The sequence below is a fragment of the Bradyrhizobium sp. STM 3561 genome (assembly GCF_045571455.1).
Lineage (GTDB): Bacteria > Pseudomonadota > Alphaproteobacteria > Rhizobiales > Xanthobacteraceae > Bradyrhizobium > Bradyrhizobium vignae.
The window spans coordinates 4,915,451-4,932,704 of sequence record NZ_CP120695.1; the positions used below are offsets into that span (position 1 = coordinate 4,915,451).

Consider the following 17,254-nt stretch of genomic DNA (forward strand, 5'->3'; position numbering starts at 1 on the left):
CCACTCTCCGTTTCCGCACGCGGCACCGTCTCCCGCGCCCCGAGACCCCGGCAGAGGGACAGGAGTGGGCTTTAGTGCTTCTAAATTTTCCGATCAAAAGTTCATCATGACTAAATACAGCTGTCAATCACATTGCTAGTATGCGCAATCTTTTCACTCTGACTAAAGTCACGGAGCCGATGCCCGAGGCTGAGATGATGCATGGGAGAGCGACATGGATGGTCGCGGCGACACGAACGGCACCAAGGACGCTCCGGCGATCGAAGCTGACGATGCGGTCGACCAGCGCCTGGGTGAAACGGTGCGGCTGCTGCGTCAGCGCGCCGGCCTCTCGATCCAGGACGTCGCCAACAAGACCGGCCTGTCCACCGGCATGATCAGCCAGCTCGAGCGCGCGCGCGCCATGCCGTCGGTCCGTACGCTGCGCCTGCTCAGCATCGCGCTCGACGTTCCCATCTCCTACTTCTTCGAAAGCAGCGATCCCGCCGACGGGCAACGCTACATCGTGCGCAAGAACAGCCGGCGGCTGCTGCGGCTCACTGCCAGCGGCGTCGTCAAGGAAGCGCTGACTCCTGCAGGCAAAGGCCAGCTCGAGCTCTACGAGCTCACGCTCAATCCCGGAGCCTCGTCCGGCACCGACTTCCTGCAGCACACCGGCGAGAAGGCGGGCTACATCCTCTCAGGCAGCCTGCGGCTGTGGCTCGACAACCAGGCTCACCTGCTGGAAGCCGGCGACAGCTTTCGTTTCCCGAGCATCGTGCCGCACATGTTCGACAACCCGACGCAGCAGGTGGCGCGCGCGATCTGGGTGACGACGCTGCTCCAGACCGATTCGCCGTCGAGTTGAGGCGGCACGGAAGCAGAGTTGGATGAGTTTTGGTTGAGTTGACGGCGCCCAGAACTCGGAACACCTCTCCTGTAGGGCTCCTGTAGGAGAGGCAAACCGCGAACAGCTGCCCGAGTTCACTTCATCTAGCTCATCCGTCGCCGCAGCGTGGCCGACGGTGTCTCGCCGAATTTATCGCGGTAGGCGCCGGCCATGCGGCCGAGATGGGTGAAGCCGAGATCGAAGGCGATCTCGGTGATGCAGGTATCGGGTGCCGCCTGCGCGAGGCGCGCGTGCAGGCCAGCAAGGCGCATGTCGAGCAGCATCTGCGAGATGGACCCGCCGAAGTGACGGCGGAAGCCGAGCTGAAGCGCGCGAATGCCGATGCCGGACACGCAGGCGAGCTGCGCGAGATCGAGCGGCTCGCCGGCATTGTCCGCCAGATGGTCGCGCGCGGCGCGGAGCGCGCGCGGCAAGCGCTCGGCCTGTCCTGAGAACGTTCGAATCGCGTCCGACAGGCCATGCCTCTGCCCGTTGAGGAGATGATCGAGCAGCGCTTCGCGCCAATCGGCCATCGCGACCGGCGACAGCCTGCCGGAGGGACCGACACGCTCGGCGAGCGTCATCAACTCGGCAAGACTGGTCTGCAGGGCCCGTCCGGAGGGCGCGTCGAGTTCGATCACGGGATCGAATTCGACCGTGCCGACCGCCCTGCCCGCCAGCGCCGCGGCTCGCTGCTCGACCATGCGGCGCTCGAGCAGCAGGATCGCTTGGGCGCAGTCGGTCCAGATCATCCGCGTCGGGATCGTCGGCGACAGCAGTGACGCCGTCCGGTCCGGCGCGGAATCGAGTTCACAGCCGCCGGCACGAATGCGGGCGGCGCCAGCCAGCGGGACCTGCACCAGGAAGAAGCGCTCGAGGCAGCCGGGATCGATACTGACCGATCCGCCATAGGCGACATAGTTGATGGAGAAGCCGGCGAAATCAGCGCAATTGTGCCGGGCGGAGAAGCCGGCCGCCCGCGCCTCTCCCGGCTCGAGATCGTGCGGGCAGAAGATGCGCCCGATCTGCTCGGCGGCTTCGTCGACATTGTCGGTGGTGACGCGCGCGAAGGCCGCAAGCCGCTCGGCTGCAGGCGCCCTTGCGTTCATTTCCAGCACGGCTGCGGACATCATCGACCACGCTTCGCGTCACGGAATTGCTTTAAGCCTATAATAGTTCCGCGGATGCGAAAAGAGCGGCTCCTGCAAAATCCTCTTGCTGCATGGCAATGGCGGCGTTCGGATTCGTTTAGCGGATAGACAGGCGCCTATCGCTGGCGAAAGCTCCGTCCCCGCCGGAATCCATGAGGAGCAAGCCATGACTGCACTCGAAAAGGGCATTACCGCTAACGGCACGGGCTATGGCGGCAAGAGCTGGAACATCCTTGGCCAGGTCTATTTCCCCAAAGCCGTGACCGACTCCACCTTCGCGTTCGAGACCAACAGCGATCCCGGCCAGTTCGTGCCGGTGCACATCCATCCGACCCAGGACGAGTTCATCCTGGTGCAGGAAGGCACGCTCGACCTCAAGCTGGATGGCCAATGGATCAAGGCCCATGCCGGCGACCTCGTGCGCATGCCGCGCGGCATTCCGCACGGCTATTTCAACAAGTCCGACAAGCCGTGCCGCGCGCTGTTCTGGGTCTCACCGATGCAGAAGCTGGAGGCGCTGTTCAACCAGCTGCACAATCTGACCGACCCTGCCGAAGTGGTGCGTATCTCGGCGCTGCATGAGGTCGATTTCCTGCCGCCCGAGGCCAACGACTAGGCTCCCTCGTCCACTGTCATCTGCTTGCAGGCCTACCGGCCGCGCCTTGCGGCCGAACGTGGCCGCTTGCCCGGAAAACACATCGATAGCGAGCAAATCCCATGGTCAGCCCCAAACATGTCTGCGTGATCGGCGCCGGCGTCTCCGGCCTTGCCGCCGCCAAGGCGTTCTCCGGCCGCGGCCACCGCGTCACCATCGTCGAGCGCAGCTCGGATCTCGGCGGCGTCTGGGAGCCGGCGCGCTCCTATCCTGAGGTGCAGACGCAGAGCCCGAAGGAACTCTATCGCTACACCGACCGCGCCATGCCGGATGCCTATCCGGAATGGCCGACCGGGCCGCAGGTCCATGCCTATCTCGCCGACTACGCCAGGAGTTTTGGCCTCGACCGCATGCTGCGCCTCGACACCGAAGTTGCCGGCATGGCGCGTCGCGCGGACGGCAGACCGGGCTGGACGCTGACCCTGACGAGCAAAGACGGCACGACGAACGAAGACTTCGATTTCGTCGCCGTCTGCACCGGCCAATTCAATGAGCCGCGCGAGCTGCATTGCCCCGGCGAGGACGGTTTTCTGGCGCAGGGCGGCCAGATCCGGCACTCGTCGAAATACGGCGACCCGGCACTTGCAAAGGGACGCCGCGTCGTCGTGCTCGGCGGCTCGAAGTCCGCGACCGACATCGCCGTGAACGCGGTGAAGTCAGGCGCTCGCGAGGTCACGATCGTGATGCGCGAGCCGGTCTGGCGCATCCCTTACTTCATCGGCGGACTCGTGAACTTCAAACGCATCCTCTACATCCGCGCGCAAGAGGAGATGTTTCTGGGCTGGGGCGCGAGCGCGATGGCGAGACTTGCACATCGCATAGCCGCGCCGCTGGTCTGGGCGAACTGGCGTGGGCTCGAGAGCCTGCTCAAGGCGCAACTCAAGCTCGGCCGCTGCAAGATGGTCCCGAAGGAGCGGATCGAAGACGGCGTCAACTGCTCGGTGCCGATCGCAACGCCGGGCTTCTATCCCATGGTCGCCGACGGCCGCATCAAGGCGGTGTTCGGCACGTTCGACCGTTATGAAGGCGACAGCATCGTGATGAGCGGCGGCGAGCGCATCAAGGTCGACCTCGCGGTGCTCGCGATCGGCTACAAGCTCGGCGTGCCGTTCCTGCCCGAGGCCTACCGGCAGAAACTGGTCGATGCCGACGGCCAGTACCGGCTCTATCGTCTGATCGCCAACCCCGATCTGCCGGAGCTCGGGTTCGTCGGCTTCAACTCGTCGTTCTGCACCGTGCTCTGCGCCGATCTCGCCGCCAACTGGCTGGTGCGCTACGCCGACGGCCAGCTCGCCAACCAGCCGTCGACCAAGCAGATGCGCGACAACATCGAGATAATGCTGCACTTCAAGCGCGTCGAGCGGCCGGCGGCAGGCGTCTATGGCGGGCTCTGCGTCGCGCCCTATCACTACCGTCATTTCGACGAGCTGATGGCCGACATCGGCGCGAAGAACTGGAAGCGCGGCGGGTTCGCCGGGCGCTTCTCTCCGCCGGACGCGGATATCTACGCGAAGTTCCTGGCGACCGCGCCGGACTACCGGGCGGCGTGAGAGGAAGAATTGCGGCAGCTCGCGTCTGATGCTTACGATCTCCCTGGCCATCGAATCGACGGGAACCAACCATGGGATCGAGACGACTTGCCGCCGCGGTCTTTGCGGCCGCTGCCTTCTTCGTCGCGGCGCCCGTCGTTGCACAGAAAGGCGCGCCAACGCCAAGGCAATCCGAGGCGCTCGCCACCTACGAGCGGGCGCTCGCCGATTTCAAATCCATCCTCGCCGAGCGACGACGCCAGATCGAGGCGAAGGAGCCGCTGCCCAATCTGCCGGGACAGGCGCTCTATCTCGCGCGCGTCGCGGTGATCAGCAGCTACAAGGACCTGACGGACGCCATGCCAGCGCGGATCGGGAGGCCCAACAAGTTCGAGATTCCTCCGGCCTATTTCGACGCCGACATCGAGCCTTTGATCGACGAATATTCGAAGCTGTTCGACATCATGGAGGCGCCGCCTGCCAGCGCGCAGAATTCGCCAACGCCGTTCAAGGACGTCGTCGATCTCGCGGTCGCCATTGCGAGCGCCAAGGGGCTTGCGCCTGAGCATGCGGAGGCCGCAGGGCGCATCAGCCTCGGGCTGTTCTTCGCCGAGACCAACGGCAAGCAGAATGTCCGCAATGCGCGCTCGAACACCTACATGGGCAGCTTCCAGACCGGCCCCTCCGAAGACCGCAACGGCCGCCGGAAATGGGAGGCCGTCAAGGGCGACATCGCCGCGATCGATCCGGCGCTGAGCGCGCGCGACGACAAGGAGGAGGCACGCGCCCGCGGCACAGATCACCGCTTCAACCACTGGACCAACGTGCGGGACGGGCTGATGAACGCGCATGCCGACCTGTTCCGTGAGATCCCCGGAATCGTGAAGACGCTGCCTGATCCGATCGACCAGATGAAGCTGTTCGAACTGATCCAGATCGTTCCCACGCCGACGCGGGCTGCGCTCAAATCGGGCGATCTCCTGAACTACAGGGTGTCCAGCCCCATGATCATGAAGCACCTGCGCAACAACAGCATTTTTGCTTTCGGACAGACCGACCGGGCGCGCACCTCGGCGAGCTACCGCGAGATGCTCGCTGCGATGTGGCTGTTCAACCGGAAGTTCGAGCGCGCGATGGCGAAGTATGAGGAGATCAAGAGGCGGTAGACGATCACGAAGCTATCACCAGGGACAATCGCATGCGCATCCTCCTCTCGGCAGAGCCAGTTTTCACCTCAGAGCCGCTTGATGAAATGGTAGCGGCGAATGCCGCCGCCTAGCGTCTTGTTGGTGGCGGCATCGGCGATCTCTTCGCCCGCGTTCTCGTATCCGGCGTTACGGTACAGCGCCAGCGCATCCTGCTGAAGCTCAGACGTACTCAGCTGCAATTGTAACCGCTTCCGGCGGCGGCATTCCTGCTCCGCAAACGCCAGCATGTTCCGCGCAATTCCCCGGCGTCGCGCGCCGGGAGCGACGTACATGCGCCGCAGCTCCATCGCTTCCCCGCCAACGCTCTCCAGCCCAAACATGCCAACAATCTCGTCGTCGTCGACAGCGACCCAAAAACCGCCGTCCCGGCTCGAATAGTAATCGGCGATTCGATCTATCTCCTCCACGAGCGAGCGAGTGATGTATTTTTCGAACGCCTCCGCCAAATGCGCGGGTGCCAACAGACGATTTGCCCGGATGAACAGCTCGCGCACAGGAACCGCATCGAGCGGCGCGAAGGCGCGAATCTGAATTTCAGTTGTCATGCAGCCGCTGCCGCTACTCCGTCCGGATCGGCGAATCCTTCCGGCGCATCAATCACACCGCCTTCTCCAATTCTGGTCGATCATGCGCTCAGTGAAAAGCGATTTGTTATGATGAACCTGCCAAAGGGCACGCCGCCGTTTGCAGTGCAAGGCCTCTGACTGCCATGGCTATGGTGTTCCGCGGCCGGGCATTTGTTGGTAGCCTGCCGCACCGACAGACAGCAACCCGGGAGCCACCGAATGACGCGCGCGAATCTCGCATCTCCCGCACGAACTAGGCAAGCAGGGAAACATGTCGGGCGGGCCTTGGCAACGGCAACCGCGGTCATCGCGCTCGCCGGCTGCGAGGACAAGAACACCTTCGTGGCGCCGCCGCCGCCCAAGGTGGACGTCGCGACGCCGGTGCAGCGCGCAGTGACGCGCTACGTCGAGGCGACCGGCAACACCGCGCCGATCAAGAGCGTCGATCTGGTCGCGCGCGTGCAGGGCTTCCTGCAATCGATCGACTACCAGGACGGCACCTTCGTCAAGCAGGGCACCCAGCTGTTCACAATCGAGCCGGAGACCTACAAGCTCAAGCTCGAGCAGGCACAGGCAGCCGAGGCCGGCGCGCAGGCCACGCTGAAGCAGGCAGAGGCCGATTTCAAGCGGCAGACCGAGTTGGTGCAGCGCCAGGCGGTCTCGCAGTCCACCCTCGACACCTCGACCTCGAACCGCGAAAACGCGCAGGCCAGTCTCCAACAGGCGCAGGTCAATACCAGGCTCGCCGAGGTCAATTACGGCTACACCAAGGTGACGGCGCCGTTCGACGGCATCGTCAGCGCGCACCTGGTCTCGATCGGCGAGCTCGTCGGCGTCTCCTCCCCGACCCAGCTCGCGACCATCGTCGCGCTGGACCCGATCTGGGTGAACTTCACCGTCAACGAGCAGGACGTCCTTCGCATCCGCGCCGAAGCGGCCCGCCGCGGGCTGACGGTCGCCGATCTCAGACAGTTGCCGGTCCAGGTGGGCCTCCAGACCGAGACCGGATACCCGCATGAAGGCCACCTCGACTACGTCTCGCCGACCCTCAGTACATCGACCGGCACGCTCGCCGTGCGCGGCGTCATACCCAACGACAAGCGGGTGCTGCTGCCCGGCTATTTCGTCCGCGTCCGCGTACCCTTCACCCAGGAGAAGGAAGCCCTGCTCGTCCCCGACACCGCGCTCGGCAGCGACCAGGGCGGCCGCTATCTCCTCGTCGTCAACAACGACAATGTCGTCGAGCAGCGCAAGGTGCAGATCGGGCCGACCGACAACGGCCTGCGCGTGATTGAAAGCGGCCTCAAGCCGGACGACCGCGTCGTGATCGCGGGACTGCTGCGGGTGATCCCGGGGCAGAAGATCGACCCGCAGGTGACGAAGATCGACCAGTCCCAGGCGTCCACCAAGTAGGAGCCGCCAGCCATGATCTCAAAATTCTTCATCGAGCGGCCGGTCCTCTCCAACGTCATCGCACTCCTGATGATCCTGATCGGCGGCGTCGCGCTGTTCAACCTTGCGATCGCGCAATACCCCGACGTGGTGCCGCCGACGGTGCAGGTCACCACGCGCTATCCCGGCGCCAGCGCCAAGACCGTGATCGACACCGTGGCGCTGCCGATCGAGCAGCAGGTCAACGGCGTCGAGGACATGCTGTACATGCAGTCCTACAGCGGCTCGGACGGCACCTACACGCTGACCGTGACCTTCAAGATCGGCACCGACCTCAACTTCGCACAGGTGCTGGTGCAGAACCGTGTCTCCAGTGCGCTGGCGCAGCTGCCGCAGGCGGTGCAGAACCAGGGCGTCACCGTCCAGAAGAAATCGACCGCTATCCTGCTGTTCGTGACGCTGACCTCGCCCGAGGCGAAGTATGACAGCCTCTATTTGAGCAACTACGCCACCATCAACATCCGCGACGAGCTCTCCCGCCTGCCCGGCGTCGGCAACGTCACGGTGTTCGGCGCCGGCCAGTATTCGATGCGGGTGTGGCTCGACCCGAGCAAACTGCAGGCCCGGGGCCTGGTACCGCAGGACGTCATCAACGCGATCCAGCAGCAGAGCCAGCAGGTCTCCGCCGGCCAGGTCGGCGCACCGCCGACGCCGCCGGGCCAGGCGTTCCAGTACACGCTCAACGTCAACGGACGGCTCGACGACACCACCCAGTTCGAGAACATCATCGTCAAGACAGGGACCAGCGGCGACGTCACGCGGGTGCGCGACGTCGGCTGGGTCGAGCTTGGCGCACAGACCTACAGCCAGATCTTCTCGCTCAACAAGCAGCCCGCCACCGGCATCGGCGTGTTCCAGTCGCCCGGCGCCAACGCGCTCCAGGTCGAGCAGGCCGTCGAGAAGAAGATGGCCGAGCTCGCCCAGCGCTTCCCCGAAGGCATCAAATACGACACGCCGTTCGACACCACCAAGTTCGTGCAAGCCTCGGTGCACGAGGTCTACATGACGCTGATCGAGGCCGGCCTTCTGGTGCTGGTCGTGATCCTCGTGTTCCTGCAGGACTGGCGCGCGATGCTGGTGCCGGCGACGACCGTGCCCGTCACCATCATCGGCGCCTTCGCCGCGATGGCGGCGCTCGGCTTCACCATCAACATGTCGACGCTGTTCGCGATCGTGCTCGCGATCGGCATCGTGGTCGACGACGCCATCGTGGTGGTGGAAGGCGCGGCGCACAACATCGAGCAGGGCATGAACGGCCACGACGCCGCGATCAGGGCGATGGACCAGCTGTTCGCGCCGATAGTCGGCATCACCCTGGTGCTGATCTCGGTGTTCCTGCCGGCCTCGTTCCTTGCCGGCCTCACCGGGCGCATCTACTCGCAATTCGCGCTGGTGATCGCGGCGACCGCGCTGCTCTCCGCGATCAACGCGGCGACCTTGAAGCCGACGCAGTGTGCGCTATGGCTGCGGCCGGCGGTGCCGCCGGAGCAGCGCAATTTCTTCTATCGAGGCTTCAACGCCGTCTATGACCGCGTCGAGCGCGGCTACACCAGGCTGATCACGTTCCTGGTGAAGAACGCCACCATCTCGGTCGCGTTCGCGCTGCTGGTCATCGGAGCCAGCGGCTACGGCCTGTCGCGGGTGCCGACGGGCTTCCTGCCCATCGAGGACCAGGGCTATCTGATCGCCGCGATCCAGCTGCCCGACGGCGCAGCGTTGGAGCGGACCCAGAACGTGCTCGACAGGGCCAGCGAGATCATCAAGGATACGCCCGGCGTCCAGCAGGTCATCACCATCGCCGGCATCTCCGCGCTCGACAACAGCGCCAGCCTCGCCAATGCCGGCGTCGCCTACATCATCCTGAAGGATTGGGACGCGCGCAAAGGACCCGGCGAGGATTTGCGCTCGCTGGTCTTCGGGCTGAACGACAAGCTCGCAACCATCATGGAGGCGCGCACCATTGTGCTGCCGCCGCCGCCGATCCAGGGCATCGGCAACGCCGCCGGTTTCTCGATGCAGGTCGAGCTGCGCGACGGCAACAGCGATTTCGCCAAGCTGCAGGCCATCACCGGTGCGATGGTCAGCAACGCGCAGAGCCAGAGCGCGCTGCAGCGCGTGCAGACCTCGTTCCGCTCGTCGGTGCCGCAGTTCAACGTCGAGATCGACCGCATCAAGACCCAGACGCTGCACGTCACGACGGACCAGGTGTTCTCGGCATTATCGACCTATCTCGGCTCGTCCTACGTCAACCAGTTCAACAAGTTCGGCCGCGTCTTCCAGGTCTACACCCAGGCCGATCCGGCCTTCCGCGTCACCGAGCGCGACATCGCCAACATGCAGGTGCGCAACTCCAACGGCGACATGATCCCGATCGGCACCGTCGCCAAGATCACGCCGGCCACCGGTCCGTCGCTGATCAGCCTCTACAACCTCTATCCGTCCTCGACGGTGATCGGCCTGCCGGCGCAGGGCTATTCATCGGGCCAATCGCTGAAGCTGATGGAGGAGATCGCGGACAAGACGCTGCCGCCCGGCACCGGCTATGAATGGACCGCGATGTCATATCAGGAGAAGGCGGTCTCGAACCAGATCTACTGGGTGTTCGGCCTCGCCATGCTGCTGGTCTATCTCGTGCTCGCCGGCCAGTATGAGAGCTGGTACGCGCCGATCTCGGTGATCCTCGCGGTGCCGCTGTCGCTGCTCGGGCCGATGCTGATCCTCTCCGGGCTCAAGATCGACAACAACCTCTATTGCCAGATCGGATTGATCCTGCTCATCGCGCTGTCGGCCAAGAACGCGATCCTGATCGTCGAGGTGGGCCTCGAGCTGCACGGCCGCGACGGCAAGCCGATCCTGGAGTCCGCGATCGAAGCCGCGCGTGCCCGTTTCCGCCCGATCCTGATGACCTCCTTCGCCTTCATCCTCGGCGTCGTGCCGCTGGTGCTCGCGACCGGCGCCGGCGCCAGCGCGCGCAAGTCGATCGGCATCACCGTGTTCTCGGGCATGCTGGCCTCGACCTGCCTTGCGGTGCTGTTCGTGCCGGCCTTCTTCGTGGTGGTGCAGCGGTTTGAGAACTGGCGCGCCTCGAAGAAGGCGCCGAAGGCGGTGGCGGTGAAGACTTAAGGCGCCGAGGCATCCACATCGTCATTGCGGGCGCAGCGAACCAATCCAGAATCTTTCCGCGGTGACAGTCTGGATTTGCTTCGCTGCGCTCGCAATGACGGAGGAGAGGGATCGGCGCTAAGGGGAGTGTCTCAATGAGGAGACAGCCCTCTCCCCAAACCTCTCCCGCAAGCGCAAGAGGGAGCGCACCTCCTGCGCAGGTGCAGCCGGACTGAACTCGATGTAGCCTAAGCCTTCTCCGGCGGCGCCTGCCGCGCCTCGCCGCTCGACACCAGCAGCACCGAGACCTTCGATTGCCTGAGCACCGCGTCGGCGACGCCGCCGAAGGAAAGGTGATCGGCCTGGATGCGGTCGACACCCATGACGACGAGGTCGACGTCGGTGGTATCGATCTCGCGCAGAATCGCGGCCTCCGGCGCCCGGTTCAGCCGCAGCGTGGTGGTGATGTCGACGTCGTAGCGGGCCGCGAGATCGCTGGTGTCCTTGAGGATGCCCGTCTCCTGGCTCAGCCCGCGCGAAGTGCCGCGCTGTGCGCCCTTGTCGCGCGTCGTCGCCACATAGATCACCCGGAGCGAGCCTGAGCCGGCCAGCGCCACCGCGATCTCCGCACCGCGCTTGGAAATGGCGCTGCCGGAAACGGGAACGAGGATGTTGAGCGCATCGGGCATTGGCTGCTTCAGATGCTTGCCTTTGGCGGCCACGATGGCGAGCGGTCCGTCGAACGTTGCGGCGATATCCTCGATCTTGCGATCGAAACGGTCCTTGGCGGCGGCCACCTTGGCGACGCCGACGACCAGGAGGTCGAAGCCCTTGCGCGCTTCGTCGGCAATGGTCTCGCCGAGCTCCGCGCGCCCGGTGCGGGTGACGACGTCGATGCTGCCGGCATTGCCATCGCCGTTGGCGGAGACGGTTTCGGCGGCCTTCTTGACCACGGCTTCGTGACTCTCATGGCGGCCCTTCTCCTGCTCCTCGGCGTGCTTGCCGATATGCAGCACCGTGATCGGCAGGCCGCGCATGCCGGCGATCAGGCCGGCGACGTGGGCGGCGAAGGTGGCGTTGGGGCTCTCGTCCACCGCCAGCAGGGGACGCTCGAGATTGGCGATGAAGCCGCGCTTCTCGAATTCTTCCCGCTCGAGCCGCTCCTTCTCCTCCTCGTTCATCGGCAGCCTGGCCAGCGCCGCGCGCAGCATCGGCGGCATCGCCATCGTCGTCACGATTGCCATGGTCACGATCATCGTGAACAGGTTCTGACTGAGCACGCCGATGGAGAGGCCGATGGTTGCGATGATCACCTCGGTCGAGCCGCGCGCATTCATGCCGCTGGCGAGCGCCAGCGACTCCCTGGCATTCAGCCCTCCCAAGGTACCGCCGACGAAGGCACCGCCGAACTTGCCGACGCTGGCGATCACGACCAGGAGTCCGGTGAGCATCAGGAGGCTGGGATCGCGCAGCACCGAGAGGTCGGCGCTGAGCCCGGCCAGGCCGAAGAACACCGGCATGAAGAAGCTCGAGATCAGGCCGCGCAGGCGCTCGTCGATCTGCCGCGTCAGGATCGGCGACTCGCCGACGAGAATGCCGGCGACGAAGGCCCCGAGCACGGTGTGGACGCCGATCAGGTGCGTGATCAGCGCCATGACGCCCATCAACACCAGGATCACCGTGATGACAGGCGCGGCGCTGACCAGGTTGTCGTTGGCCCAGCGGATCAGCTGGAACACCAGGCGGCGGCCGATCGTGAAGCTGATGGCGAGGAAGGCGAGCGTCCCCAGCACGGCTTTGGCCACCGAGGCGATGTCGAGCGTGCCGTGCGAGGCCAGGCTGAAGACGGCGATGATGATCCAGCCGATGGTGTCATCGATGACGGCGGTCGCGACGATGATCTGCCCGACATTGCGGCGCATGAAATTCATCTCGCGCACCACCACGGCGACGATCTTCACGGAGGAGATCGACAGCGCCGTGCCCATGAACAACGACGCCACCAGGCGCTCCTGCGGATTGGGCAGCAGTGCATCCGGCAGGAACTCGCCGAGTGCGAAGCCGCAGGCGAAGGGCACCAGGATGCCGGCAATCGAGATCGCGATCGCGGCCTTGCCGACCTTCCGGACCAGCTTGAGATCGGTCTCCATGCCGGTCAGCAAGAGCAGCAGCAGAATGCCCACTTGCGCGATGCCGTCGATCATCGCCTTCTGCTCGGGCGTCTTGGGGAAGATCGCGGCTTGCGCCTCCGGCCAGATCCAGCCGAACAGCGACGGCCCGAGGATGATGCCGGCGAGCAGTTCGCCCATCACCGAGGGCTGGCCGATCCGCTGCATGATCTCGCCGAGGCCGCGGCCGAGCGCCATCAGCAGCGCGATCTGCAGGATCAGGAGCGGCTCGGAGGGTCCGGCCGATTTGCCGCGTTCGGCGGCGACTGCAATGGTGGTGAGGATAAGCGCCGCGGGGACAAGGCCGACCGTTCGGAGCAGGCGCCATGGCATGCAGGTATCTTTCCCCCTTGATCTATCCCGGGCGTCGGGGCCACAGGGGATAGAACCCGCGGAAGGCAGAGCGGGTTCCGCCGCACCGGCGGGTTCAGGGGGCGAAAACAAAAAGTGCGAAAACGACCCCATGCACAGTAGAGATGGGGTTGAAAAACCTCACGAAATTTCGGACTTGCCGAAACGACTTGCTCCGTCGGGCAAAACACTGGCAGAATGGGATAATGGGCAGGCAGCGGGGGAAGTACCGCCGCAGATCCCGCCGCCCGCCACATTCCCCGTCATTGCGGGCGCAGCGCAGCGTCTCTTCGACGGTGCGCTGCTGAGGCGGGGCCCATGCCGCCGAGACACTCGCCTGTAATTTTTTTCTGGGTCCCGGCTCTGCGCAGCAACGCCAATGCGTTACAGCTTGTCCGGGACACGCGCGCCTCTCACGCCGGCTGCGGCGTCCTGATCTCGCGCGGCAGAATCAGCGCGGCGGCGATCGCGAGCAGGCAGAGGGCGGCGAAGGCGTGCAGCATGGTGACGAAGCCGCCCTGCTCGTAGAGCCAGGCGACCAGGCCGACGGAGGCGCCGGCCGCGGTGAAGCCGACGAAATAGCGCACGGCATAGGCGCGCGAGCGCCACTCCTCGGTGGTGTACTTGCCGACCATGGCATCGTTCACCGTGACCTGGCCGAACGCGCCCATGACGATGCCGATCGAGACCACGATCAGCGGCAGATTGTTCAGGCTCGCGGCCAGATACAGGAACGGCGCCAGCATGAAGGACAGCGGCAGCGCCACCGTCTTCAGCGAGTAGCGGTCGAGCAGCCGGCCGATCGTATATTGCGTCATCGCGCCGAACACGTAGACGCAGGCGGCGATGACCCCGAGCAGCGCCGGGCTTTCGGTGAGATCAGCGAGCCGCTCGGCGAACAGCTTTGGCAGCGCGACTGTGACGGCGTTGAAGGTCGTGGAGATCGCGATCACCACGATCAGCAGCGACAGCACCACGCGCCACATGTCCTGTTTTGCCACCCGCGCCTGGGCCGCCGCCTGCTTCGAGCCCTTGCGGTCCTCATGCACGACGCTCATCGCGAAGCCGATGCCGATCAGGATCGTGACCACGCCGGGAACGATGAACGCAAAGCGCCAGCCGAGATACTGGCCGATCACGCCGGTGACCAGGGCCGACGAGGCGACGCCGAGATTGCCCCAGACGCCGTTGATGCCCATCTCGCGACCGAGCCGGTCGGCATAGGACACGATCATGGCAGTGCCGACGGGATGATAGATCGAGGCGAAGATGCCGATGGCGAGCAGCGCGGCGCCGAGCTGCACGGGAGTCTGCACGAAGCCGACCGCGATCATGGAGGCGCCGATGCCGATGAAGAAGATCAGCATCATGTGACGGCGGCTCCAGCGATCCCCGAGCCAGCCGGTGAGCAGCGAGCCCGCCCCGAAGGCAACGAAGCCCGGCGTCGCGTAAGGCAGGAGTTCCGAATAGGCCATGCCGAGCGCCGGGCCCATGATGATGACGGCGGCGGCGAAGATCAGCATCGAATAATGGTCGATGAAATGGCCTGCATTGACGAAACTGATGACCCGGCTGGGGCTGTTCATTTCCCGAATCCTCTCCTGCTCCGAAAATGAGGTATATGTCTTGCGAATGACGGGATGCTGCCAATGACTGTCTTGGAAACGCCAATCCTCCGCGAGGTCCGGAGCAACCACCGCTCGCCCGCGGGCGTGCACCTGGTCGCCCGCGATTATCCCAAGGGGATGCGGATCGAGCCGCACCTGCACCGCGAGGCGCAGCTGATCTATGCGACCAGGGGCACCATGCAGGTGACGACGCCCGGGGGACGCTGGCTGGTGCCGCCGGACCGGGCGGTCTGGGTGCCGGCCGGGCTCGAGCACGCCATCGACCTGCTCGCCGACATCGAGATGCGCACGCTGTATTTCGACCTGTCCTGGCTGAAGCGCCAGCAGCGCTATGACGGCCTGACCAGGGAATTCGTGGTGCGGGTGTCACCGCTGCTCAATCAGGCGATCCTCGCGTTGTTCGATGCAGGCAACACCGAGGAGCGCACCGAACTGCTGGTGCGCCTGGTGATGCTGGAATTGCACCAGGCCGAGGATTCCACGACGTTCGTGCCGCTGCCGCGCGAAGTGCGCTGCCGCCGCGCCGCGATGATCGTGCTCGACGATCCTACCGGCCTGCACGACATCGACACCTTGGCGCGCGCGGTCGGAACCTCCGTGCGGACGCTGTCGCGGCTGTTCTCGACCGAGACGCAGCTCAGCTTCAAGAGCTGGTGCCAGCGCGCGCGGATTGCGGCTGCGATCCAGCGGCTGTCGACGGATGCGAATGTCTCGGTGAAACAGCTCGCCACGCAGCTTGGCTATGCGAGCGTGCCGGCGTTCTCGGCGGCGTTCCGCCAGGTGACGGGGCGGACGCCGACGGAGTTTGCGGGGAAGGGGTAGCCCCAATCTCGTCATTGCGAGCGCCTTGCGTAACTCTCTCCCCCGTCATTGCGCGGATGCGACGACGCAATCCGGAATCCCTCCTCGGAGGCAGTCTGGATTTGCTTCGCTGCGCTTGCAATGGCGGCGGGTGAGGTGGCCGCCACGTTCTCCAAATCCCGCTGGTCTGAACATGCCGTCATTCGCCAAACGCACACTCCAACTAAAGATGCCGCATCCCCCTCCTTGATTGTGATCGGCTTCTGCCCAAATCCCATGTAAGCTTCCGCAACGCACAAACCTGAATCGAAAGCCCAGATGGCCAACGCCTTCTTCTCCGACCTGCTCGCCACCATCTCCGAGCGCGGCCGCACGCTGCTTCGCCGCGGCGACGCCTCGGACACCAAACGAGATGCCGATGGACTGCTCGAGCTTTGCGGCGCGCTGCTGTCCGGCCGGGGCGAAGCCTCCGGCACCGCCATGGCGCGCGAGGTGCTCGATCTCTATCAGGAGCTGGATGCGGCGGGACGCCGCGCCTTTTTCGAAGGATTGGTGCGCTTTTTCGGCCCCGACCGGGAACGACTTTCCAAGGCGATCGAACAATGGCGCGCCAAGCCGAGCGACGAGGATGCCAGTGCCCTGCACTTCGCCTCCGAGCCGCGGCGGCAGGAACTGATCCGCCGCCTCAACCGCGCGCCGGGTGGCACCGGCGACCTCGTCAAGATGCGCGCCGATCTGCTCGGCATGATGAACGGGCACACCGATCTCGCCGCGCTCGACCGCGACGTCTCGCATCTTCTCTCTTCGTGGTTCAACAGGGGGTTTCTCGTGCTGCGCAGGATCGACTGGTCGACCCCGGCCAACATCCTCGAAAAGATCATCCGTTACGAAGCCGTGCATGAGATCTCCGACTGGGACGATCTGCGCCGCCGTATCGACCCGGTCGACCGCCGCTGCTACGCCTTCTTCCATCCCGCAATGGTGGACGAGCCCCTGATCTTCGTCGAGGTGGCGCTGACAGAGACGATCCCGGGCGCGATCGCGCCGCTGCTCGCGGTCGACCGCCAGCACCTTCCCATCGAGAAGGCGCGCACCGCCGTGTTCTATTCGATCTCCAACACCCAGCGCGGCCTGGGCGGCATCTCCTTCGGCAGCTTCCTGATCAAGCAGGTGGTGGAGGAGCTGCGCCGCGAATTGCCGAAGCTCGACACCTTCGTGACGCTGTCGCCGGTGCCCGGCTTCATGGCCTGGGTGAAGCAGGACAAGGAGCTGCCGCTGGCGGACGAGGACCGCGAGGCGCTGAAGCGTCTCGATGACCCCAAATGGTTCGAAAGCCCCGAGACGGCGGCACTGCTTCGCGGCGTGCTGGAGCCGCTCGCCGCCTACTATTTCCTGAGGGCGCGCACGCCGAAGGGCCGGCTGATCGATTCCGTCGCCCGCTTCCATCTCGGCAACGGTGCCCGGCTCGAGCGCATCAACTGGATGGGCGACCTCTCGCCCAAGGGCGTGCGGGAGTCCGCCGGCGTGATGGTCAACTACCTCTACCGCCTCGACGACATCGAGAAGAACCACGAGGCCTATGCGAACGACGGCGAGGTGGTGGCGTCCAGTGCGGTGAAGAAGCTGCTGAAGGGCGAGGGACGAAGGCTGCTGGACATGCGGCTGTCGTAAAGAGGCCGCGTCACAGCGTCGTTGCGAGCACAGCGAAGCAATCCAGACTTGCCTCCGCGGTAAGATTCTGGATCGCTTCGCTCGCAATGACGTGTGTGTCGCCA

At 65.0% G+C, this 17,254-nt stretch carries 12 protein-coding genes; 8 read left to right on the plus strand and 4 right to left on the minus strand.

Features of this window, described 5'->3' with window-relative positions:
• Positions 1–214 precede the first annotated feature (214 nt).
• A complete protein-coding gene (locus tag P6U28_RS23355; RefSeq protein ID WP_407119984.1) occupies positions 215–847 on the plus strand; it encodes a cupin domain-containing protein in 633 nt (210 codons plus the stop codon).
• 125 nt (positions 848–972) lie between these two features.
• Here P6U28_RS23355 and P6U28_RS23360 read toward each other — a convergent pair whose 3' ends face one another.
• Positions 973–1,998 carry an AraC family transcriptional regulator gene (locus P6U28_RS23360; RefSeq protein ID WP_407123102.1) on the minus strand — a complete coding sequence of 342 codons (1,026 nt, stop codon included), beginning with the start codon at positions 1,996–1,998 and terminating at the stop codon, positions 973–975.
• A gap of 187 nt (positions 1,999–2,185) precedes the next feature.
• On the opposite strand from P6U28_RS23360, the gene P6U28_RS23365 reads away from it, so the two are divergent.
• From P6U28_RS23365 to P6U28_RS23375, 3 genes are all read left to right on the plus strand, one after another.
• Entirely contained in the window at positions 2,186–2,635 is a 450-nt protein-coding gene (locus P6U28_RS23365; RefSeq protein WP_122401883.1) for a cupin domain-containing protein, read from the plus strand.
• 101 nt (positions 2,636–2,736) lie between these two features.
• A complete protein-coding gene (locus P6U28_RS23370; protein WP_407119985.1) occupies positions 2,737–4,224 on the plus strand; it encodes a flavin-containing monooxygenase in 1,488 nt (495 codons plus the stop codon).
• A 71-nt stretch (positions 4,225–4,295) separates the two neighbouring features.
• Positions 4,296–5,369 carry a hypothetical protein gene (locus tag P6U28_RS23375; protein ID WP_407119986.1) on the plus strand — a complete coding sequence of 358 codons (1,074 nt, stop codon included), beginning with the start codon at positions 4,296–4,298 and terminating at the stop codon, positions 5,367–5,369.
• A 68-nt stretch (positions 5,370–5,437) separates the two neighbouring features.
• On the opposite strand, the gene P6U28_RS23380 is transcribed toward P6U28_RS23375, so the two are convergent.
• Entirely contained in the window at positions 5,438–5,956 is a 519-nt protein-coding gene (locus tag P6U28_RS23380) for a GNAT family N-acetyltransferase (protein WP_407119987.1), read from the minus strand.
• A 240-nt stretch (positions 5,957–6,196) separates the two neighbouring features.
• Between P6U28_RS23380 and P6U28_RS23385 the strand changes: the two genes are divergently transcribed.
• Both P6U28_RS23385 and P6U28_RS23390 read left to right on the plus strand, forming a co-directional pair.
• Positions 6,197–7,390, plus strand: a complete 1,194-nt coding sequence (locus tag P6U28_RS23385; RefSeq protein ID WP_407119988.1) for an efflux RND transporter periplasmic adaptor subunit — start codon at positions 6,197–6,199, stop codon at positions 7,388–7,390.
• 12 nt (positions 7,391–7,402) lie between these two features.
• Complete coding sequence (locus P6U28_RS23390) at positions 7,403–10,552, plus strand: efflux RND transporter permease subunit (RefSeq protein WP_407119989.1); 3,150 nt, start codon at positions 7,403–7,405, stop codon at positions 10,550–10,552.
• Positions 10,553–10,779: 227 nt separating this feature from the next.
• On the opposite strand, the gene P6U28_RS23395 is transcribed toward P6U28_RS23390, so the two are convergent.
• Complete coding sequence (locus P6U28_RS23395) at positions 10,780–13,032, minus strand: cation:proton antiporter (protein WP_407119990.1); 2,253 nt, start codon at positions 13,030–13,032, stop codon at positions 10,780–10,782.
• Positions 13,033–13,463: 431 nt separating this feature from the next.
• The gene (locus tag P6U28_RS23400) at positions 13,464–14,636 is read right to left on the minus strand and encodes an MFS transporter (protein ID WP_407119991.1); all 1,173 of its coding nucleotides are present in this window, start codon (positions 14,634–14,636) and stop codon (positions 13,464–13,466) included.
• Positions 14,637–14,699: 63 nt separating this feature from the next.
• On the opposite strand from P6U28_RS23400, the gene P6U28_RS23405 reads away from it, so the two are divergent.
• Complete coding sequence (locus P6U28_RS23405) at positions 14,700–15,500, plus strand: helix-turn-helix transcriptional regulator (RefSeq protein WP_162500162.1); 801 nt, start codon at positions 14,700–14,702, stop codon at positions 15,498–15,500.
• Positions 15,501–15,797: 297 nt separating this feature from the next.
• The gene (locus tag P6U28_RS23410) at positions 15,798–17,150 is read left to right on the plus strand and encodes a malonyl-CoA decarboxylase (protein WP_122401874.1); all 1,353 of its coding nucleotides are present in this window, start codon (positions 15,798–15,800) and stop codon (positions 17,148–17,150) included.
• Positions 17,151–17,254 lie beyond the last annotated feature (104 nt).